This window comes from Tessaracoccus sp. OS52, assembly GCF_020687685.1.
Lineage (GTDB): Bacteria > Actinomycetota > Actinomycetes > Propionibacteriales > Propionibacteriaceae > Arachnia.
Window position 1 is genome coordinate 406,835 of sequence record NZ_JAJEWM010000001.1, and the last position, 20,799, is coordinate 427,633.

The 20,799-nt window shown below is 68.1% G+C and carries 14 protein-coding genes; 6 read left to right on the top strand and 8 right to left on the bottom strand.

What is annotated here, in order from left to right; all coding sequences use genetic code 11:
• Nucleotides 1–6: 6 nt before the first annotated feature.
• From nuoL to LKO27_RS01765, 4 genes are all read left to right on the top strand, one after another.
• On the top strand, nucleotides 7–1,887 hold the full coding sequence (nuoL, locus tag LKO27_RS01750; protein WP_227735185.1) for an NADH-quinone oxidoreductase subunit L: 1,881 nt from the start codon (nucleotides 7–9) through the stop codon (nucleotides 1,885–1,887).
• Nucleotides 1,888–1,900: 13 nt separating this feature from the next.
• Nucleotides 1,901–3,415: an NADH-quinone oxidoreductase subunit M gene (locus LKO27_RS01755; protein ID WP_227735186.1), complete on the top strand. Its 1,515-nt coding sequence runs from the start codon at nucleotides 1,901–1,903 to the stop codon at nucleotides 3,413–3,415.
• Nucleotides 3,416–4,990, top strand: coding sequence for an NADH-quinone oxidoreductase subunit NuoN (gene nuoN, locus LKO27_RS01760; RefSeq protein WP_227735187.1), 1,575 nt, complete (start codon nucleotides 3,416–3,418; stop codon nucleotides 4,988–4,990).
• 104 nt (nucleotides 4,991–5,094) lie between these two features.
• Nucleotides 5,095–5,985: a polyprenyl synthetase family protein gene (locus tag LKO27_RS01765; protein ID WP_370629974.1), complete on the top strand. Its 891-nt coding sequence runs from the start codon at nucleotides 5,095–5,097 to the stop codon at nucleotides 5,983–5,985.
• 312 nt (nucleotides 5,986–6,297) lie between these two features.
• Here LKO27_RS01765 and LKO27_RS01770 read toward each other — a convergent pair whose 3' ends face one another.
• From LKO27_RS01770 to LKO27_RS01785, 4 genes are read right to left on the bottom strand one after another with little or no spacing between them, the layout of a single operon-like run.
• Entirely contained in the window at nucleotides 6,298–8,622 is a 2,325-nt protein-coding gene (locus LKO27_RS01770; RefSeq protein WP_227735188.1) for a glycoside hydrolase family 3 N-terminal domain-containing protein, read from the bottom strand.
• A 26-nt stretch (nucleotides 8,623–8,648) separates the two neighbouring features.
• Nucleotides 8,649–9,542, bottom strand: coding sequence for a carbohydrate ABC transporter permease (locus tag LKO27_RS01775; RefSeq protein ID WP_227735189.1), 894 nt, complete (start codon nucleotides 9,540–9,542; stop codon nucleotides 8,649–8,651).
• Nucleotides 9,539–10,531, bottom strand: coding sequence for a carbohydrate ABC transporter permease (locus LKO27_RS01780; RefSeq protein WP_227735190.1), 993 nt, complete (start codon nucleotides 10,529–10,531; stop codon nucleotides 9,539–9,541). The genes LKO27_RS01775 and LKO27_RS01780 overlap by 4 nt, the downstream gene beginning before the upstream one ends.
• Before the next feature lie 6 nt (nucleotides 10,532–10,537).
• Nucleotides 10,538–11,860, bottom strand: coding sequence for an extracellular solute-binding protein (locus LKO27_RS01785; protein ID WP_227735191.1), 1,323 nt, complete (start codon nucleotides 11,858–11,860; stop codon nucleotides 10,538–10,540).
• Nucleotides 11,861–12,008: 148 nt separating this feature from the next.
• On the opposite strand from LKO27_RS01785, the gene LKO27_RS01790 reads away from it, so the two are divergent.
• Nucleotides 12,009–13,046, top strand: a complete 1,038-nt coding sequence (locus LKO27_RS01790; protein WP_227735192.1) for a LacI family DNA-binding transcriptional regulator — start codon at nucleotides 12,009–12,011, stop codon at nucleotides 13,044–13,046.
• Between the two features lie 16 nt (nucleotides 13,047–13,062).
• Here LKO27_RS01790 and LKO27_RS01795 read toward each other — a convergent pair whose 3' ends face one another.
• A complete protein-coding gene (locus tag LKO27_RS01795) occupies nucleotides 13,063–15,012 on the bottom strand; it encodes a M13 family metallopeptidase (RefSeq protein ID WP_227735193.1) in 1,950 nt (649 codons plus the stop codon).
• 130 nt (nucleotides 15,013–15,142) lie between these two features.
• Here LKO27_RS01795 and LKO27_RS01800 point away from each other — a divergent pair, with 130 nt between their 5' ends.
• Entirely contained in the window at nucleotides 15,143–16,519 is a 1,377-nt protein-coding gene (locus LKO27_RS01800) for a glycosyltransferase family 2 protein (RefSeq protein WP_227735194.1), read from the top strand.
• Here LKO27_RS01800 and LKO27_RS01805 read toward each other — a convergent pair.
• The 3 genes from LKO27_RS01805 to LKO27_RS01815 are packed head-to-tail and all read right to left on the bottom strand — an operon-like array spanning nucleotide 16,503 to nucleotide 20,712.
• A complete protein-coding gene (locus LKO27_RS01805) occupies nucleotides 16,503–17,789 on the bottom strand; it encodes a hypothetical protein (protein WP_227735195.1) in 1,287 nt (428 codons plus the stop codon). The genes LKO27_RS01800 and LKO27_RS01805 overlap by 17 nt on opposite strands.
• Nucleotides 17,786–18,838 (bottom strand): 2-oxoacid:ferredoxin oxidoreductase subunit beta, encoded by a 1,053-nt coding sequence (locus LKO27_RS01810; RefSeq protein WP_370629922.1) that lies wholly within the window; start codon nucleotides 18,836–18,838, stop codon nucleotides 17,786–17,788. The genes LKO27_RS01805 and LKO27_RS01810 overlap by 4 nt, the downstream gene beginning before the upstream one ends.
• Nucleotides 18,835–20,712: a 2-oxoacid:acceptor oxidoreductase subunit alpha gene (locus LKO27_RS01815; protein ID WP_227735196.1), complete on the bottom strand. Its 1,878-nt coding sequence runs from the start codon at nucleotides 20,710–20,712 to the stop codon at nucleotides 18,835–18,837. Before LKO27_RS01815 ends, LKO27_RS01810 begins: the two co-directional genes overlap by 4 nt.
• Nucleotides 20,713–20,799 lie beyond the last annotated feature (87 nt).

Sequence of the window (20,799 nt, forward strand, 5' to 3'; positions counted from 1 at the left end):
ACCGCCGTGCCCGCAAGCGGGCTGTTCGGCCTCGCGTGGCTGCTGATCGCGATCCCGCTCGCGTCCGCCGCGCTGCTGCTGGTGCTGGGCCGTCGCTCCGACGGCTGGGGCCACTGGCTGGGGACGGCGGCACCCATCGCCTCCTTCGCCATCGGACTGGCCCTGTTCGGCCAGATGCTGTCCGCCGACGAGGGCTCGCGCGCCGTGTCGGTGCCGCTGTACGAGTGGATGGCCACCGGCAACTGGACCATCGAGGTCGGACTGCTGGTGGACCAGCTCTCCATCCTGTTCGTCCTGCTGATCACCGGTGTCGGATCCTTGATCCACATCTACTCCATCGGCTACATGGCCCACGACGAGAACCGGCGCCGGTTCTTCGCCTACCTGAACCTGTTCATCGCGGCCATGCTGCTGCTGGTGCTGGCGGACAACTACCTGGTGCTGTTCCTCGGCTGGGAGGGCGTCGGCCTGGCGTCGTACCTGCTGATCAGCTTCTGGCAGGAGCGTCCCTCCGCGGCGGCCGCCGGCAAGAAGGCCTTCGTGGTCAACCGCGTCGGTGACCTTGGCATGACAATGGCGATCTTCACGATGCTGGCCATGTTCGGTTCCAGCTCCTTCGCCGACGTCAATGCCGGGGCAGCCCAGTTGAGCCCGTTCTGGGCCACGCTGCTCGGCCTGCTTCTGCTGCTCGGCGCCTGCGGCAAGTCCGCCCAGGTCCCGCTCCAGTCCTGGCTGCTGGACGCCATGGAGGGCCCCACCCCGGTCTCGGCGCTCATCCACGCTGCGACGATGGTGACCGCCGGCGTCTACCTCGTGGTCCGCTCGAATCTCATCTATGCGCAGTCCGAGGCGGCGCTGCTGGCCGTGGCCATCGTCGGTACCGTCACGCTGCTCGCGGGCGCCTGGATCGGTTCCAGCAAGGACGACATCAAGAAGGTCCTGGCGGGTTCCACCATGTCCCAGATCGGCTACATGATGCTGGCGGCCGGACTCGGTCCGGTGGGAGCGGCCTTCGCGATCTTCCACCTGATCACCCACGGCTTCTTCAAGGCCAACATGTTCCTGGGTGCCGGGTCCGTCATGCACGGCATGGATGACGACGTGAACATGCGCAACTTCGGTGGTCTGTCGAAGGTCATGCGAGTGACCTTCCTGACCTTCGCCTGCGGCTACCTCGCCATCATCGGCTTCCCGTTCACCTCGGGCTTCTACTCCAAGGACCACATCATCGAGGCTGCCTTCGAGCAGAACCTCGTACTCGGCCTGCTCGCGCTTCTTGGCGCGGGCGTCACGGCCTACTACATGACGCGCCTGATGATGATGACCTTCTTCGGTGCCAGGCGGTGGAAGGACGGCGTGCATCCGCACGAGTCCCCACTGGTCATGACGGTCCCGCTCATCATCCTCGCGGTCGCCTCGCTGGTCGCGGGCCTGTTGATGAACGGGTGGATCCAGGGCTGGCTCGCTCCGGCGACCGGCCACGAGGTCCACGAGACCCCGCTGGTGAACTTCACCCTGGTCGGCCTGCTGACCCTCGCCGTCGTGGCGGTGGGCGTGGCCATCGGCTGGTTCCTGCACCGCGGCGAGATCCCTCGCACGGAACCCCGGACCAGGAACCCGCTCGTGCTCGCCGGCCGCTCGGACCTGTTCGGCGACGCGTTCAACGAACACGCGATCATCCGGCCCACCAAGGGCCTGGCCAGGGGCGTCGGGGCATTCGACCACGGCGTTGTCGACGGGCTCACCATGGGCTCGGCCTCGCTCGCGGGTGGTCTCTCGGCCTGGCTGCGCACCGCGCAGAACGGCTACGTCCGCACCTATGCCCTGACCCTGGTCATCGGAATCGTTGTCATTGCGGCCATCGTGTCCTTCGGACAGCTGGTCTGAGGAGGAAGGCACAATGTTCAACTCGATTCCCCTGCTCACGATCCTGGCGCTTCTGCCACTGGTCGGAGCCCTCGTCCTGCTGCTTCTCAAGGGCAATGCCGGCAAGCTCGTCGGACTCGGCTTCGCCTTCACCACCACGATCCTCGGTGTCGTCGCGTTCGTCCTGTCGCTCAACACCTCCCTGGTGGAGGACGTCGAGTGGATCCCGGCGATCGGTGCCCACTACGCACTGCAGTTCGACGGCCTGACCGGCGTTCTGGTGCTGCTCACGGTGATCCTGGTGCCCGTGGTGCTGATAGCCGAATGGAACGTCGGCGAGGCGCCGGAGGCCCGCTGGTCCACCCGCACGTTCTTCGCGCTGGCCCTGACCATGCAGAGCTTCGCCCTGTTCGTGTTCATGGCCGGTGACCTGCTGGTGTTCTACATCATGTTCGAGGCGACGCTCATCCCGATGTACTTCCTGATCGGGGGCTGGGGTGGCGCGCGTCGCGGCCCGGCCGCCATGAAGTTCCTCCTGGTCTCCCTCGCGGGCGGCCTCGTGATGCTGGTCGGCGTCGCGGGCGTCTACGCGGTGGGCGCCCAGCAGGGGCAGGTCAGCTTCCTGCTGTCCGACCTGGCGGCACTGGACTTCAGCGGCTCCCTGGGGAACTGGCTGTTCGCCGCCTTCTTCTTCGCCTTCGCGCTCAAGGCTCCGCTCGTCGGCCTGCACACCTGGCTGCCGGACGCAGCCGAACAGGCTCGGGCAGGCGCGTCGACCCTGCTGGTGGGCATCCTGGACAAGATCGGCACCTTCGGAATGATCAAGGTCTGCCTCCTGGTGTTCCCCGAGGCCAGCCAGTGGGCGACGCCGGTGATCATCGTGTGGGCCGTCGTGTCAATGATCTACGGCGCCCTCATGGCGATCGGCTCGAAGGACCTGCTGCGCTTCGTGTCCTACACCTCCATCAGCCACTTCGGTTTCATGGTTTTCGGCATCTTCGCCATGACCACCCAGTCGCTGACCGGCGCCATCTTCTACATGATGACCCACGGGTTCTCGACCGCCGCCCTGTTCCTGGTGGTCGGGTTCCTGGTGCAGCGGCGCGGCTCCGCGGAGGTCACAGCCTTCGGCGGCGTCCAGAAGGTGGCCCCCGTCCTGGCCGGGTTCCTCCTCGTGGCCGGACTGTCCACGCTGGCCCTGCCCGGCATGGCCAGCTTCGTGAGCGAGTTCCTCGCGATGGCCGGGTCCTGGCAGCGTTACCCCATCCACGCCGCCGTCATCACCCTCGGGATGGTGCTCGCCGCCGTCTACGTCCTGACGGTCTACCAGCGCACGATGACCGGTCCCGTCACCCCACAGACCGCCGAGCACATCACCCACGACCTCTCCCTGCGCGAGCGGGCTGCGGTCGCCCCGCTGATCGTGCTCCTGCTGGTCTTCGGGTTCTACCCGAAGCCGATCCTCGACGTCGTCGACGAAACAGCCGCAGGTGTGATGTCCGTAATCGGGGTCACCGATCCCGCCCCGCAGATCCAGGAAGGCAACTGAATGAGCACGATCCTTGAGATCACTGCGCCGACGCTGGAATGGCTTCCGCTGTCGCCGCTGCTGGTGCTCCTCGGCGGAGCCGCCCTCGGCGTCCTGGTGGAGGCGTTCGTTCCCCGCACCACCCGCTACACGGTGCAGGTGTTCGTCGCGGTGGTTTCGCTCATCGCGGCACTCGGCCTCACGATCAACAACTGGGTCGGTTCGCAGTCGCTGATCGCGGCCATGGGATCGGTGGCGATCGACGGCCCGACGCACATCTTCTGGACGCTGCTGCTGGTGTTCGGGCTGGGCGGCGTGGCGCTGTTCGCCGAGCGTGGCGTCGGGGGTGGCCTGTCCGCCTTCGCTGCCTCGGCCGCGACGGTTCCCGGTTCACCCCTCGAGCGGGAGGCCGAGCGTCTCAAGCGTGAGCACACCGAGGTCTTCCCCCTGCTGATGTTCGCGCTCTTCGGCATGCTCCTCTTCGCCGCTTCGAACGACCTGCTGATCATGTTCGTGGCTCTGGAGATCCTCTCACTGCCGCTGTACCTGCTCTCGGGCATGGCGCGCCGCCGTCGCCTGCTGAGCCAGGAGGCAGCCCTGAAGTACTTCCTGCTGGGCGCCTTCGCCTCCGGATTCTTCCTGTTCGGCGCGGCGCTGCTGTACGGCTACTCGGGTGCCTTCGAGCTCGGGGCGATCGCGGATGCGATCACCGCCGGCACGGGCAGCAACGCACTCCTGCTCACCGGAATGGTGCTGCTGGCGGTCGGCCTGTTGTTCAAGATCGGTGCAGTGCCGTTCCACGCCTGGACCCCCGACGTCTACGTCGGTGCCCCCAGCCCGGTGACCGGATTCATGGCCGTGGCGACGAAGACCGCCGCCGTCGGCGCCCTGCTGCGGTTGTTCTACGTCGCACTCGGCGCAGCCCGCTGGGACTGGCAGCCCGTGTTCGCGGTGGTCGCCGTCGCAACCATGCTGGTGGGTTCCGTCGTCGCGCTCGTGCAGACCGACGTCAAGCGGCTGCTGGCGTACTCGTCGATCGCCCATGCCGGCTTCCTGCTGGTCGGCGCCGTCGGCGTGGTTGCGGCAGCGGAGGGGGTCTCGCTCAACAGCGTCGGCTCCATCGCGTTCTACCTGCTCGCCTACGGCTTCGCGACGCTGGGCGCCTTCGCGATCGTCACCATGGTGCGGCGCTCCGGTGGCGAGGCCCACTCGCTGACGGCCTGGCGTGGTCTCGGGCGCTCGAATCCCGTCGTGGCCGCGATCATGACCCTGTTCCTGCTCAGCTTCGCGGGCATTCCGCCCACCGCCGGTTTCGTGGGCAAGCTCACGGTGTTCGCGGCCGCGTGGGCAGGTGGCTACGGGTGGCTGGTGCTGGTGGCGGTGATCATGAGCGTGGTTGCTGCGTTCCTGTACCTGAAGATCGTGGTGGCCATGTGGTTCCAGGATCCTGTGGAGGGTGAGGCCGCCGAAGTGGTCACGCCGTCGCTGTGGAGCTGGTGTGTGCTCGTCGTGGCTGCGTTGGCTACCATCGTCCTCGGTATCCTGCCCGGTGGCCTGCTCGACTTGTTCAACGGCGCAGCGCAGTTCATCCGCTGACCCGACAGGGCAGCCGACGAGGAGGAAAGTTGTCACAAGTGGCCCAGCTGGAAGAGCTGACCCGCTTGACCGAGCGTTTCGAGGAACGCCTCGTCGAGGTAGCCATGGCGGACTCTCCCTTCGTCTCCCAGGCAGCGACCCACATCATCGCCGCCGGCGGCAAGCGATTCCGGCCCACGCTGGTGTTCGTCTGCTCACGCTTCGGTGGCGACGTGGACGAGGAGGACCTGATCAAGGCCGCCCTCGTGATGGAACTGACGCACGTTGCGAGCCTCTACCACGACGACGTCATGGACGAGGCCGACATCCGACGGGGGGCGCCGTCGGCGAACGCGATGTGGGGCAACGCCGTCGCCATCCTTGTGGGTGACTACCTGTTCACCCGGGCGTCGACGACGGTGAACGAACTGGGACGCGACTTCGTCGACCTCCAGGCTCGTACCTTCACGCGTCTGGTGCAGGGCCAGATCGCCGAAACCATCGGGCCAGGTGACAACGACGACCCGCTGGAGCACTACCTGCAGGTGATCGCGGACAAGACCGGCTCGCTGATCGCCGCGTCGGCACGCTTCGGCGGCATGGTGGCCGGCGCCTCGGAGGAGATCCTCGACGCCCTCAGCGCGTTCGGCGAGGACCTGGGCGCCGTGTTCCAGCTCAGCGACGACCTGATCGACATCACGTCCACCACCACCGGGAAGACCCCTGGCATCGACCTGCGGGAGGGAATCGCAACCCTTCCCACGCTCATGCTGGCCGCCTCCACGGACCCGGCTGACGCCGAGCTCCGCGCCAAGATCACCGGCGACCTCTCCAGCGACGAGGCCCTGGCCGAGGCGCTGGCGGAACTGCGCGCGCACCCCGTCATGGACAAGGCGCGCGCGGAGGTCCGGCGCCGGGCTGAGTCGGCTCGCCGTCATCTCGAGGTGCTGCCCGACGGCGACGCGAAGGAGCTGCTGCTCCAGCAGTGCAACGACCTCGTCGACCGCACCACCTGAGGTCTTCTCTCCTCAGCCTCAGCCCAGACCGAGGTCTGCGACGGAGCGGACTGCTCATTCCCGGCCGCGCCCACTGGACGGGGCGCCGCCACCTTGCCGACGCCACCGATTCCCGTCGTTGCTGCGCTTCCTGCGCGACGCTGCCGCTACAGCGGTGGCGCGGGCGCGGACCGGTGGCGCGGCAGGGGAGCGGTGGCGCGGGCGCGGACCGGTGGCGCGGCAGGGGAGCGGTGGCGCGGGCGCGGACCGGTGGCGCGGCCCATCGACAAAGCTCAGGTCGACCTGGCGGTATCCAGGGCGACGAAGGGCGTATCAGCTGAGCTCCACCGGGGTCCTCAGGACCCGTCCCTCGCCGACCACGCGGCGCTCGCCCACCAGTTCCACCGCCAAGCCCGCAAGACGGTCCTCCGAGGAGTGGCCGGCTGACAGCAGGATCTCGCCCGGCTCGACGATGCGCTGCAGATCCACGCCCGTGAACGACGTCCGGTCCGCGTGGACCCGGAACGTGACGCGGCGCGCCTCCCCGGGCTCGAGGTCGACCTTCACGTAGCCGATCAGCTGCTTCAGCGGGCGAACCACCTCCGCCCAGGGGTCCTCGAGGTAGAGCTGAACCGTCTCCGCACCGGTTCTTTCCCCCGTGTTGGTGACCGTCACCGAGTACTCGACGGTGCCGTCGACCGGGATCTGCGACGATGAGACCTCCGGCGAGCCGTAGGCGAAGCTCGTGTAGGACTCGCCGGCGCCGAAGGGGAACACGGGTCGCGGGTCGAGGTTGGAGATGCCGTCGGAGAACCACCCCAGCGACGGTGCCAGGTAGGTGCCAGGCTGGTTCCCGTGGCCGCCGGGGATTCCGATGGGCAGCCTGCCCGACGGGTTCAGTTCGCCGGTCAGGATGCGCACCAGCACGCCGGTGCCCTCGACCCCGGGCATGAACGCCTGCACGATGGCCGCGCAACGCTCCACGTACTCGCCCAGCGCATACGGGCGACCAGTCACCAGGACCAGCACCACCTTCGTGCCCGTCGCCAGGACGGCTTCGACCAGTTCGCCCTGCCTACCGGGGAGCCGCAGGTCGGCGACGTCGCAGCCCTCACCCGAGGTGCCGACGCCGAACATCCCGGCGATGTCCCCGACGGTGAGGATCACCAGGTCAGCCTCGCTCGCCACGCGAACCGCCTCCGACAACTGCTCATCGGTCCCGTCGGTGAAGCCGCAGCCCTCGGTGAAGACCACCTCACCCCCCAGAGCCGCTGGGAGGGCGTCCCGGAGGCTCAGGATCTCCAGTCCGGTCTCGTGGCCACCGTCTCGGGTCAGCACGTGGTTGGGGAACGCGTAGCAACCCATGTAAGAGCGCACGTCGGTCCAGACCGGCCCGATGACCGCGACGCGGCCGGGCTCGGCGAGTGGCAGGGTGCCGTCGTTGCTGAGCAGGACCACGGACTCCTCGGCAACCCGGCGTGCGATGTCGCGGTTGCGCTGCGAGTCCAGGTCGCGGGAGACCTCGGCGTCGGCCAGAGGATCGCGGTCCGCGTCCAGCAGACCCAGTTCAGCCTTCTGGCGCAGGACGCGCGCGACGGCGACGTCGAGCGTCGCCTCGTCAAGGAGCCCGCGCTCGATGGCCTCCCGGATGGAGGAGAACGACCCGGTGGCGGGCAGTTCGACGTCGAGGCCGGCCCTCAGGGAGATCGCCGCGGCATGGGCGGCGTCGGGGGCCACCCGGTGGGTCTGCGTGAGGAAGTCCACCGCCCAGTAGTCACTCACGACGGGGCCTTCGAAGCCCCAGCGCTCCCGCAGTACTTCGGTCAGCAGCCAGCGGGAGGCCGCCGCGGGCTGGCCGTCGATGTCGCAGTAGGAGTTCATCACCGACTTGGCGCCTCCCTCACGGACCGCCATCTCGAAGGGCGGCAGGATGACGTCCTCCAGTTCGCGCCGCCCCATCGAGATCGGAGCGTGGTTGCGGCCGGCGCGCGAAGCCGCGTACCCCGCGAAGTGCTTCAGGGTGGCGTGCACCCCGGCGGCCTGAAGACCGCGCACGTAGGCGCTGCCCAACGTGCCCACCAGGTACGGATCCTCTCCGCAGGTCTCCTCGACACGCCCCCACCGGTAGTCGCGGACCACGTCCAGCAGCGGCGAGAGGCCCTGGTGGACTCCGACGGCGGCCAGGTCGTCGCCGATCGCCTCGGCCATCTCGGCGATGAGTTCCGGTCGCCACGTGGCCCCCCAGGCGATGGCCGCCGGGTAGACCGTCGCACCGAGCGCGGTGAACCCGGTCAGGCACTCCTCGTGGGCGATGGCCGGGATGCCGAACCTGGACGCGCGCGTGACGTCGGCCTGCCGCTCGCGCAGGAGTCGAAGGCCCTCTGGCACGCTCACCGGGTTGGTGCCGAAAGTGCGGGTGAGGTGCCCCAAGCCGTTGCGGCAGGCCTCCTGCCATTCAAGCTGGTGCGCCTTGAACGCGTGCTCCATCGGGGCGACGTCGCGCGCCGCGTCGTCGGCCTCCTCCGCGACGTCGGCGCTGGCGGGGGCGCGGTGCCAGTGCGATCCGAGCTGGCCGATCTTCTCCTCAAGGGTCAGTTCGGACAGGAGGGCGGAAGCGCGCTGGTCGGGGGAGAGGTTGGTGTCCTGCCAGGGGTTCATTTCATGGTCCTTGGGGGTTGTCGGGCTCAGCCCTTGACGGCGCCGGAGAGTCCCCCGACGATTCGGCGCTGCATGGCGAGGAAGAAGATCAGGGCGGGAATCATGGACAGGGTGGTGAAGGCGAACACACCCGCGGTGTCGGCCGAGTGCTCGGAGGAGTAGTCGGCCACCCCCAGCGGCAGGGTGCGCATGTCGCCCTGGAGCAGGAGCAGGGGCAGCAGGTAGGCGTTCCAGGAGCCGACGAAGGCCAGCACGCCCACGGTGACCAGCCCCGGTCCCGAAAGGGGGAGCATGATCCGCGTGAACACGCCCAGGCGGTTGGCGCCGTCGATGAACGCGGCCTCCTCCAGCTCGATCGGGATCGCCTGCAGGAACGGGCGGAGGATGACGATCGTCATCGGCAGGGCGAAGGCGGCCTGCGGCAGGGCGATGCCCCACCAGGTGTTGCTCATCCCCAGGTCCTTGGAAATGATGATGAACAGGGGGATCGCCGCAACGGTGGCGGGGAACAGCAGGCCCGTGACGAAGACCATGTAGAGCTGCTCGCGGTAGCGGAACTTGTAGCGCGCCAGGGGGTAGGCGGCCATCAGCCCGAAGAGCATCACCATGCCGGTGGTCAGCAGCGCGATCACCGTCGAGTTGAGCGCGTAGGTCCAGAAGTTGGGGTTGGTGACCACTCCGGCGTAGTTGGACCAGACCCAGGGGTCAGGCAGTCCTGCCGGGTCCTCGGCGAGCTGGGCGTTGGTCCGGAACCCGCCCAGGACGGCGTAGAGGACGGGGCCGAGCGTCAGGGCCACGAGCACGAGCGCGACGAAGTAGGTCAGGGGGCCGGCGGTGCCCAGCCGTCGGCGGCCCCGGTGGGGAAGGCTGCCTGTGGACCGTCCGGGGGCGGTAGGTGCGACGGCGGGGATGGCGGTCATCGGTGTGCCTTCCGGGGATGCTTGTCGAGCTGGTTGTCCCTGCTCAGGACGAACCGCTGGTAGACCAGGGCGAGCGCCAGGGCGATCACGAACAGGACAACGGAGGCGGCACCCGCGATCCCGTAGTTGGAGCGGCGCGTGCCCTCGTTGATCAGGTACGTCGCCATGGTGGTGGTGGCGTTGGCCGGACCGCCCATGGTGAGGATCCAGACCATGTCGAAGAGCTGCAGCGACCCGATCATGGACAGGAACGCCCACGTCCGCAGGGTTGGGCCCAGCAGCGGGATCGTGATGTGCCACTGAGCGCGCCACCACGATGCGCCGTCGATCTGGGCCGCCTCGTCCAGTTCCGCGGGGATGGACTGCAGGCCGGCCAGGAACAGGATCACGGCCAGACCGACGTACTTCCAGGTGAGCACGACCATCACGGTCCACAGCGCGAGGTCAGGGGTGCCGAGGAAGCCCTGCGGCGGGGGAGAGATGCCCACGGCGGCCAGCGCGCTGTCGATGAAGCCGTAGCGGGGCTGCAGCAACTGGTACCAGACGACGCCCGCGATCACCTCGGCCAGGACGTAGGGAACGAACACGAGCGTCCGGACCAGGCCCTGCAGCCGCATCTTGCGGTTCAGCAGCAGCGCGACGGCGATCCCCACCGGCAGCTGGATGGCGATGGAGGCTACGACGATGAACAGGTTGTGTCCGAGGGCGCCGAGGAACACGTCGTCGCGCAGGACGGTGGCGAAGTTCCCGAGCCCCACGAAGTCCACCAGCGGCCCGAACCCCTTCCACCGGTAGACCGAAAGTTGCACCGCACGCAGCATGGGCCAGACGACGAACATCGCGAACAGGATCAGGGCGGGGGCGGTGAACAGCGCGACCTCAAGGGCCATGCCCCACCTGCGGGGACGGGGGCGGCGGCCCTGCCCGAGCGGGCGCTCCTTGTGGGAGCGCCCGTCGGGGGAGGTCGTCGCGAGGGTAGGAGCCGACATGGGGTTCTACTTCTCCGCGTCGGCGGCCTGCTGGATGGCGTCGACGATGCCCTGCGGGCTCGACTGGCCCGCGAAGACCAGCGCGATCTCGTCGTTCATCGCGCCACCGATGGAGGTGCCGAATGCGGTGTCGAGGTAGAGCTGCACGCGGTCCGCTGAGTCGCGGACCTCGAGGAGGTCTGCCAGTGCGGGGTCCGAGACGTACTGGGACGCCGTCGGGTTGGTCGGCAGGCCCATGTCGAGTTCGGCGAAGCCCTTCTGGACCTCGTCGGAGAGCAGGTACTCGACGAAGTCGACGGCCTGGTCCGGAGCGTCAGCGGGAACACCCCATGCGTCGCCTCCGCCCATCGGGAAGCTCGGGTCGCCCTCGCCGCCGTCAACGGCCGGGAAGGGGAACCAGCCGGTGGCCTCTCCCAGCCCCTGCTCGTCCTCCGTCAGGCCCTGCATCACGCCGGGTTCCCAGTGACCCGCCAGTTCCATGGCCACCTTGCCGGTGGCAAGCAGTCCGGAGGCGCTGGTGGGTCCGGCCTGGGCGACGGTGGTCAGGTAGCCGGCGTTGAATGGCTCCTTGGCCACCAGCTCCGCGAGGCTCTCGCCGGCGCGGACGAAGCAGGGATCGGAGAAGTCGAGTTCGGAGGTTGCCTTGTCGATGACGTCGGCGCTGCACTGCCGCAGCGCGAAGTAGTACCAGTAGTGGGCCGCGGGCCACTTGTCCCCGGCTCCGACCGAGATGGGCTCGATCCCCGCCGCCTTGAGCTTGTCGATGGCGTCGTAGAGCTCAGCCATCGTCGTGGGTGGGGCATCGATGCCCGCCTGCTCGAAGAGGTCGGTGTTGTACCAGAAACCCACCACGCCGATCGAGAAGGGCAGCGCGTAGGTGCGCCCGTCGACCTGCCAGCCGGAGGCGTTGCCCCCGATGTTCTCGATGGTCTCCGGCGCGAGGTCGGTGAGGTCCTTGACCAGGCCGGCCTCCACCTTGGCGGCGAGTTCGCCGCCACCGCGTTCCATGTAGATCTCGGGGACGTCACCGGACTGCCAGGCCGCCTCGAGCTTGGTGACCATGTCCTCGTGCTGCATGGCGCTGACCTCGACCGTCACGCCCGGGTTGGCGTCCTCGAAGTCCGAGGCCACCTTGTCGTAGTAGTCCTTGCCCTCACCCGTGTTCGAGTTGTGCCACCACCTGAGGGTGACGGCCTCGCCGGGTGCGGACGTGGACTGTTCGCCGTTGGTTGGGTCCTCGCTCGCGGCGGGGTCCTCGGTGCCCGTGCCGCAGGCGGCCAGGAGCAGCGATGCGACGGCAGCGAGTCCAAGGATCTGTCGCTTCTTCATTGAAACCTCCAGAGTCTGTTCGCGAAAGCTTTCGCGAAACATGCAAGATGAGATTAGTTTAACCACGGGCCTAATTCTGTCAATCCACAGTCAGGAAGCGTTACTCGACTGTTGCCAACCACCGAAAAGTTTCGCTAAGATTCCAGATGTGACTCTAGTGAAGGGCGCCCGCACGCGCTTGGATGACGTGGCCAGACGAGCCGGGGTGTCGCGTGCGACGGCGTCGAAGGCGGTGAACGGCCGTGCTGACGTGTCCCCCGGGACTCGTGCGCGGGTGCTCGCCGCTGCGCAGGAGCTCGGTTACGAACCAGCCGCGGGGGAGCAGAAGGGCGATTACCCCCTCATCGCCCTCGTCGCGGACAACTTGACCAGCACCTACACCTTGGACATCCTCCGCGGCGCGGCGACCGCCGCCATGTCCCAGGGGGTCGCTCTTGTCTCCCTGTACACGCCCCCCTCCCGGACGCGGCATCAGGCGGTGCCGCTGGAGGATGCTTGGTTCGACATGGTGAAGGCACAGGACTACGTGGGCGTGATCGTGGTGACCTCGAGGCTGACGTCCCGGCAGTTGGCCAAGGTCCGTGAACTCGGGATCGCGCTCGTTGCGATCGACCCCGCAAACGCCATCCCCCCGGACTTCACCAGCATCGGCGCCACCAACTGGAACGGCGGAGTCGAGGCCACCCAGCACCTGGTCGACCTCGGCCATCGCCGGATCGGGTTCGTGCGGGGTACCGCGGGGTCGGTCCCGGCCACGGAGCGGCTGCAGGGGTACCTGTCCGCACTCAGCATGAACGAACTGCCGCACGACCCACGGCTCGTGGCCGGGGACGCCTTCACGCACGAGGGCGGTCTTCGTGCCGGGCGCGAACTCCTGTCCCTGCCGGAGGACATCCGCCCGAGCGCCATCTTCGCGTCCTGCGACGACGCCGCACTGGGCGTGTTCGAGTCGGCGCGCCAACTCGGTCTCTCCGTCCCCGGCGACGTCAGTGTGGTCGGCTTCGACGACACATTGATCGCCGGGCTCGCGACGCCGGGCCTCACCACGGTCCGCCAGCCGTTGGAGGACATGGGGTCGGCTGCGGTTCGGTCCCTGATGGACCGGCACGCCGGACGCCCCACCACCACCGGCCCCATCCGGCTGGCGACCAACCTGGTACTGCGGGGTTCCACCCGGGAACTGTGACCCGGGGCCACCGAGGTCACCAGATGGTGACCCGCTCCGCGGGGTCGAGCCAGAGCGCGTCTTCCTCGGTGACGCCGAAGGCCTCGTGGAAGGCGTCGAGGTTGCGCACGATCTGGTTGCAGCGGAACTCCGACGGCGAGTGCGGATCCGTGGCCAGCCGCTGCTTGACCGCCTCCGGACGCACCTTGCTGCGCCATGCCGCCGCCCAGCCGAGGAAGAAGCGTTGGGCAGGGGTGAGGCCGTCTATGGGTTCGCCAGCCGGATCGCCCCCGGAGAGCAGCCACGCCTGATAGGCGATGCCGAGCCCGCCCAGGTCACCGATGTTCTCTCCGATGGTGAGCTCGCCGTTGATGGTCTGGCCGTCGGCGCCCTCGGGTGAGAGCACCTCGTACTGTCCGATCAGGGCGCGGGTGCGGGCCTCGAACGCCTCTCGATCCTCCTGCGTCCACCAGTCGCGGAGCCGGCCATCGCCGTCGGCAGTGGAGCCCTTGTCGTCGAAGCCGTGTCCGATCTCGTGGCCGATGACAGCTCCGATCGCGCCGTAGTTGACCGGGTCGTCGGCCTCCACGTTGAAGAACGGCGGCTGCAGGATGGCAGCGGGGAACACGATCTCGTTGCGCAGCGGGTGGTAGTAGGCGTTCACCGTCTGCGGGTACATCAGCCACTCCTCGGGGTCCATGGGCCCGCCGAGCTTGGAGAGTGTCCAGTCGAGGTCGAAGGAATGGATGGCCAGGACGTTGCCCACCAGGTCCTCGGAGTTGACCCTGAGTGCGGAGTAGTCGCGCCACTTGCTCGGGTAGGCGACCTTGGGCTTGAACTTCGACAGCTTGTCCAGGGCCTCGGCCCGGGTGGCGTCGGTCATCCAGCCGAGCTTCTCGATGGAGCGCCGGTACGCCTCGAGCAGGTTGGCGACCAGTTCGTCCATGGCCTCCTTGGCCGCGGGGGGGAAGTGGCGCTCCACGTAGACCTTGCCGACCGCCTCGCCGATCGCGCCTTCCACGAGAGCGACGCCGCGCTTCCAGCGGGGGCGGAGCTCCTCCGTGCCCTGCAGCGTCTTCTCGTAGAAGTCGAACCTGGCATCGACGAAGTCCTGCGAGAGGTACGGCGACAGTCCGGCGATCGCCTTCCAGCGCGCCCACGACTTCCAGGCCTCCAGGGGCTGGGACGTGACCAGGTCCCCGGCCGCCTCATCGAACGACGGCTGGCACGCCACGACGTCGGCGACCTTGTCCAGCGGGAGGTGGGCACCGGCGGCGAACTCATCCCAGTCGATGCCCACCGCCGTCGCCGTGAACTCCGCCCACGTCATCGGGTTGTACATCTGGCGCAGGTCCCGCCTGCGAACCTTGTCCCAGTGGTGCGCGGCGATCTCGGTCTCGAGCTCGAACACGGCCTCGGCCTGCTCCACGGCGTCGCTGAAGCCAGCCAGTTCGAAGACAGTCTGCAGGTGTGCGCGGTAGGCCTGCCGCGTCTCGGCATGCTTGTCCTCGCGGTAGTAGGCCTCGTCCGGAAGCCCCAGCCCCGCCTGCTCGGCGAACATCACGTAGCGCTGGGGGTTGCCCGGATCGGACTCCTCGCCGAAGGCGATCAGGGAGGAGAACCCATTGCGCAGGTTCCATCCCAGGTGACGCGAGAGGTCCTCGACGCCTGTGATGTCGGAGATCTTGTCCAGGATGGGGTGGAGGGGGGTGGCGCCCAGGGCCTCGACCCGCTCGGTGTCCATGAACGACGCGTACAGGGCCGCGATCTTGCCGGCCTCGGAGTCCGGGTCGTCGGCGTCCAGTTCGACGATGATCTCCTGGACCTGCCGCTCCGAGACGTCGCGGAGATCCGTGAAGCCGCCCGCCACCGACTTGTCGGGGTCGATCTCGACGGTGCGCAGCCAGGTACCGTTGGCGTGGCGGAAGAGGTCGTCCTGGGGGCGGATCGACGGGTCGAAGTGATCGAAGTTGAGCGCGGCGGTCATGGGCGCCAGCCTATCGGCCGCACTCAAGCCCCGAGCGGCAACCGGCTGCGAGCCGCCGGCTGCTGTTGCCACTCGCGGCCGTTGCGCAGTACGTTCACCTCCGGGGGGGAACCCGAGTTGGAGGACCATTGTGGGCCGTTTCGTGTTCCATTTGCTGGCGTATGCCGCGACGGCCCTGGTCGTCTACTTCTTCCTCACCCGGCACGCCCGTCCGGCAGAGGAGCTGCTGTTCGTCCGATGGCTGCTGGTGGCGCTGTTCGCGCCGTCGCTGGTCCGCTACGCCATCCAGCTGTTCGTGGCGCCGTGGTACGAGTTCGTCATGGGAAGGCGCCGCAAGCGCCGTCTGGAATCGTCGTCCGGGCCGCCGCCCCGGCCGCTGGTCAGCGTGCTGGTCCCGGCCTGGAACGAGGAGGTCGGCATCCAGACAGCAGTGCGCTCCATCCTCGACAGCGACTACCCCGAACTCGAAGTGGTCGTCGTCGACGATGGCTCGACAGATGCGACGGGCGAACGGCTGGCCCAGCTGGCCGCCACTGAGGGCACGCGGGGCAGACTCGTGGTTCACCGCCAGGACAACGCCGGCAAGTCCCGTGCCCTGAACACCGCGCTTGGCCTGGCCCGGGGCGAGATCATCATCACCATCGACGCCGACTCCGTCGTCGATCGCGAGGCGGTCACGCGCATCGTGCGCCTGTTCGAGGACGAGCGGGTGATGTCGGTGGCCGGCAACGTCAAGATCGGGAACCGGGCCAGCGCCATCGGCCTCCTGCAGCAGCTCGAGTACCTCTACGGGTTCTACTTCAAGAAGGCCGACTCGCTGCTGAACTCCATCTACATCGTCGGCGGCGCGGCCGCAGCCTACCGGCGCCGCGTCTTCGAGGAGCTGGGTGGTTTCGACGAGACCATCATCACCGAGGACATCGAGCTGTCCACCCGGATCCAGGACGCCGGGAAGGTCATCCAGTACGCTCCCGACGCAGTCGTGTGGACCGAGGGCGCCGCCGAGTTGCACAGTCTGGCTCGCCAGCGGTTGCGGTGGAAGTTCGGACGACTGGTCACTTTCTGGCGCTACCGGCACATGTTCTTCAGCCTGAGACGCCATCACAGCAAGCTGCTGACCCTCCTCATCCTGCCTGTTGCCGTGCTCTCGGAAGTTCTGCTGCTGTTCGAGGTGTTCCTCCTGGCGCTCCTGTACGCCTACACCTTCCGGACCAACGACTTCCTGCCACTGATCGTCTACATGTGTCTGGTGACCGTGGTGATCACGGTGCAGGTGCTCACCGACCCCAAGCGGCGGGAGAACCTGAACCTGCTGCTCATCGCGCCCGGGGCCTGGCTGCTGATCTACTGCGTCGACGCCGTGGAACTGCAGGCGCTGGTGCGCAGCCTCTGGCGGCTCTCGCGACGCAAGGGCCTGGAGTGGCAGCGCTGGCGGCGGGTCGGGGTGTCCCAGGCCGCGCCCCGCCGAGCACTTCCGGAGGATGATGACGTCAACGGTCCCAGGTGACCACTACGTCGGAGGCATCCCGGCCGAGCATCGTCGCGCTCACGCGAACGATTCGGGAGATGTCGTTGTTGCCGGAGTTGCGACCGTCGGTGTAGTCCATCACCACCCGGTAGTCGAGCGGGACAGTCGCGGTGGCGACGGCCTGGTCGTCGGAGAACAGGGTGGGGCTGAAGGACTGCCACGGGTCGTTCAACAGGGTCCACTTCACGCTCCCGGGAGTGACCGGCTTGTTGGCGCGGATGGCGTTGGGGCAGCCCGTGGGGGTCAGTTCGCTGGTGGCCATGCACTTCGACAGCGAGGCGCGCGCCGCGCGTTGCAGGGCTTCGCGGCCCTCCGCCGTGAGCTGGGGATTCACCGGGAACGCAGTCACGTCGGTGTAGGCCAGGGACTGGATGCGAAAGCTGTTCGACTCCGGGTAGGTGATGAACGGCAGGTTGGTGCTCAGCGTGTAGGTGCCCGGCACCACTTCCAGGGGGATGGTGTGGTCGGCCTCCGCGCCGTTGATGAACATCGGGAGGTTGTCGCCGCCGGCCACCTGGGTGAGCACGGTGACCGTAGTGCGCGCAAGCTGGTAGTCACCAGTGTCGAGCCGGATGACCCGGATACCCGTGCTCACCTGCTCCCCGGCGAGGTCGTAGCGCACCTCCACCTCCGACGCGAGCGGGTCCTCGGTCAGGATGGTCAGGTTGCTCGGCCGCGACGCCTCGGGCATGCGGGCGTGGTTCTCCGGGCTGAGCAGCAGCATGGATCCCGTGCCGCCAGGTGGGCCGTAGGTGAGGGCCGACTCGATGTCGCCCGCAGCCAGTGCCTCGAAGTATCCGCGCACTGCATCGTGTGGCGTTCGCAGCACCTCGCGCGACGCCGTCGCGGAGGCGGACACGACGGTCTCAGGGTCCGGCGCGACGTTGCGCAGGAACCGCACGTAGAACAGACCTCCTGCCACGCCCAGCACCATCACGCTGACCAGCGTGATCAGCACCGCCTTCAGCGGAAACGGCCGCGCGGTGGGGCCGTCGGTGTCCACCTCCGGGGCGTCGAAGCGCCTGGAGTCGCGGGCACGGCTCAGGACCGACTGCATCGCGATCGCGTCGAAGGACCGCTCGTCGGTTCCGGCAGGGATCGGGCGGATGACGCCGGCGTCGGGCCGGGGAGGCGTCGCCTGGGACTGGGCGTCCTCCCCAGAGAGGTCTCGGGGTGGTACCGGCGTCTGGTGCCCGTCAGGTCGTGGGGGGTAGCTGCCCGGGGTGGGCTGCCAGCCGCCTGCGGTCATGAGGCGCTTGCCTCCCAGGTGTCGGTGCCGGTGATCAGGTCGGCCAGCGCGGCGCCCCGGTCCTCTGCCCGGACCTGGTCGATCTGGTCGCGCAGCAGGTCGTCGTAGGCCGGGCGGCTGACCCTCCGGAAGATCCCTACCGGTGCCTGGCGCATGACACCGGACTCGGTCAGCCGGGACAGTGCGAAGGCCTGCGAGGGGTCGTTGCGCTCCGCGTCGTGGACGACGATGCGCGCCGGATCCACGTCTGCGGTGTCGGCCACCACCAGGTCGTGGTCGTCATTTCGGGCGACGCAGAACCGGCCGTCGCGACCGAAGGTGATGGGCTCCCCGTGGCGCAGTTTGATCAGGAGGTCCTCCTTCTCCGGGCCCTTGAGGCCCTCGAAGGCGCCGTCGTTGAAGATGGGGCAGTTCTGGTAGATCTCCACCAGTGCCGCCCCGCGGTGCTGCGCGGCGGCCGTCATCACCTCGGTGAGCTGTGCGCGGTCGGAGTCGATGGCCCGGGCGACGAAGGTGGCCTCGGCGCCCAGCGCCAGCGAGATCGGGTTGAAGGGCGTGTCGAGCGAACCGTAGGGCGTCGAACGGGTGATCTTGCCCACCTCGGAGGTGGGGGAGTACTGGCCCTTGGTCAGACCGTAGATCTCGTTGTTGAACAGCAGGATGGTGAGGTTGACGTTGCGGCGCAGGGTGTGGATCAGGTGGTTGCCGCCGATGGACAGCGAGTCTCCGTCGCCGGTCACGACCCAGACGTTGAGGTCAGGCCGGGTGCTGGCAATGCCCGTCGCGATGGCCGGGGCCCGGCCGTGGATGGAGTGCATCCCGTAGGTGTCGACGTAGTAGGGGAACCGGGCCGCGCAACCGATGCCCGAGATGATCACGGTGTTCTCGCGGCGCAGGTTGAGGCTGGCCATCATCGACTGGAAGGTGGACAGGATGGCGTAGTCACCGCACCCGGGGCACCAGCGGACCTCCTGGTCGCTGGTGTAGTCCTTCTTGGTGTTGGGCTGCAGGGCGATGGGTACGCCCCGCAGGCCGGTCAGCTCGGTCACTTCGCTGCTCCTTGGGGGAGGGACTCGATCTCGGAGATGAGGTCGGTCTCGAGTTCGGAAAGGGAGATCGGAAGGCCCCGGACGCGCGAGTAGCTCGACACCTCACGCAGGTAACGGGCCTGCAGCAGCTGCGCCAGCTGTCCCAGGTTCATCTCGGGGACGATCACGCGCTCGTAGCGGTGCAGGATCTCTCCGAGGTTGGCGGGCATCGGGTTGAGGTGGCGCAGGTGGGCCGTGGCGACGTCGAGGCCGCCCAGGCGGACCCGTCGGGCCGCCGCAGTGATCGGGCCCCAGGTCGAGCCCCAGCCCAGCACGAGCACCCGTGCCCTGCCGGACGGGTCGACCACTTCGATGTCCGGGATGTCGGCCACTACCCGGTCCACCTTGGCCTGGCGCATCCGCACCATGTGCTGGTGATTGTCGGGGTCGTAGGAGATGGCGCCGGTGTCCGCGGCCTTCTCGATGCCGCCGATCCGGTGCTCCAGCCCGGGTGTCCCCGGCACCGCGTAGGCACGCGCGAGTGTCTCGGGGTCACGCAGGTAGGGCAGGAACGTCTCCTTGCCCAGCTTGTCGGTGCCGTTTGGTTCGGTGGCGTAGCCGGGGACGATCGGTTCGATGGCGTCCAGGTCCGGGATGCGCCACGGTTCGGCACCGTTGGCGAGGTAGCCGTCGCTCAGCATGATCACCGGTGTGCGGTACTTCACGGCGATCCGGCAGGCCTCGACGGCCGTGTCGAAACAGTCGGTGGCCGACTTCGCGGCGAGCACCACCAGCGGCGCCTCACCGTTGCGACCGTTGACCGCCTGGAGCAGGTCGGCCTGCTCGGTCTTGGTGGGCATGCCCGTCGAGGGACCCGCGCGCTGCACGTTGACCACCACCAGCGGGATCTCGGTCATGATGGCCAGCCCGATGGTCTCCGACTTCAGCGCCATACCGGGCCCCGACGTCGTGGTCACACCCAGGGCGCCGGCGAACGATGCCCCCAGGGCAGCGGCGACCCCGGCGATCTCGTCCTCGGCCTGGAAGGTCATCACCCCGAGTTCCTTGCGCTTCGACAGCTCGTGGAGGATGTCCGAGGCGGGGGTGATGGGGTAGGAGCCGAGGAACAGGTCCAGGCCGGCCTTGTGTGCTCCGACGAGCAGACCGTAGGCGGTGGCGATGTTGCCTGTGACCTGCCGGTAGCGGCCCTCCCTCATCGGGGCGGGGCCGACCTCGTAGCGGTACTCGAAGACCTCGGTGGTCTCGCCGAAGGCGTGCCCGGCCTTGAAGGCTGCGATGTTGGCGTCGCGGATCTCCGGCTTCTTTGCGAACTTGCCCTTGAGGAACTCGATGGTGCGGGTGGTGTCGCGGGAGTAGAGCCAGCTGAGCAGCCCGAGGGCGAACATGTTCTTGGTGCGCGAGGCGTCCTTGCGGGTGAGCCCGAAGTCCTTGACCGCCTCGCTGGCGAGGTGAGTCAGGTCGAGCGCATGCACCTTGTAGGAGCTCAGGGAGGCATCCTCCAGCGGATTGTGCGCCCAGCCGATCTTGGCGAGGTTGCGCTTGGTGAACTCTGCGCTGTCGACGATGATCACGCCGCCCTTGGGCAGATCAGGCAGGTTGGCCTTGAGGGCGGCCGGGTTCATCGCCACGAGCACGTCGGGACGGTCACCCGGGGTGACGATGTCGAAGTCGGCGAAGTGCAACTGGAAGCTGGAAACGCCCGGAAGGGTGCCCTGCGGTGCGCGGATCTCCGCGGGGAAGTTCGGCAGGGTGGCGATGTCGTTGCCGAGGAAGGCGGACTCGGCGGTGAACCGGTCTCCTGTGAGTTGCATGCCGTCGCCGGAATCCCCGGCGAATCGGATGACAACGCGATCGAGCGGTTGGGGTTGAGGCACTGAGTCTTTCCCTCTTCCTGGAGTGTGTGCACCTGGTGCGCCTCAATTGTAGGCCGACGCATCTGCGTGGAAACCGCGCTGCCGTCG

Bases quoted from the DNA above. Each gene is read 5' to 3' on its own strand.
- LKO27_RS01805 (WP_227735195.1), bottom strand. From the start codon at position 17,789: ATGACCGCAGGCGGCTGGCAGCCCACCCCGGGCAGCTACCCCCCACGA.
- nuoN (WP_227735187.1), top strand. From the start codon at position 3,416: ATGAGCACGATCCTTGAGATCACTGCGCCGACGCTGGAATGGCTTCCG.
- LKO27_RS01775 (WP_227735189.1), bottom strand. From the start codon at position 9,542: ATGACCGCCATCCCCGCCGTCGCACCTACCGCCCCCGGACGGTCCACA.
- LKO27_RS01780 (WP_227735190.1), bottom strand. From the start codon at position 10,531: ATGTCGGCTCCTACCCTCGCGACGACCTCCCCCGACGGGCGCTCCCAC.
- LKO27_RS01765 (WP_370629974.1), top strand. From the start codon at position 5,095: ATGGCGGACTCTCCCTTCGTCTCCCAGGCAGCGACCCACATCATCGCC.
- LKO27_RS01795 (WP_227735193.1), bottom strand. From the start codon at position 15,012: ATGACCGCCGCGCTCAACTTCGATCACTTCGACCCGTCGATCCGCCCC.
- LKO27_RS01755 (WP_227735186.1), top strand. From the start codon at position 1,901: ATGTTCAACTCGATTCCCCTGCTCACGATCCTGGCGCTTCTGCCACTG.
- LKO27_RS01770 (WP_227735188.1), bottom strand. From the start codon at position 8,622: ATGAACCCCTGGCAGGACACCAACCTCTCCCCCGACCAGCGCGCTTCC.
- LKO27_RS01785 (WP_227735191.1), bottom strand. From the start codon at position 11,860: ATGAAGAAGCGACAGATCCTTGGACTCGCTGCCGTCGCATCGCTGCTC.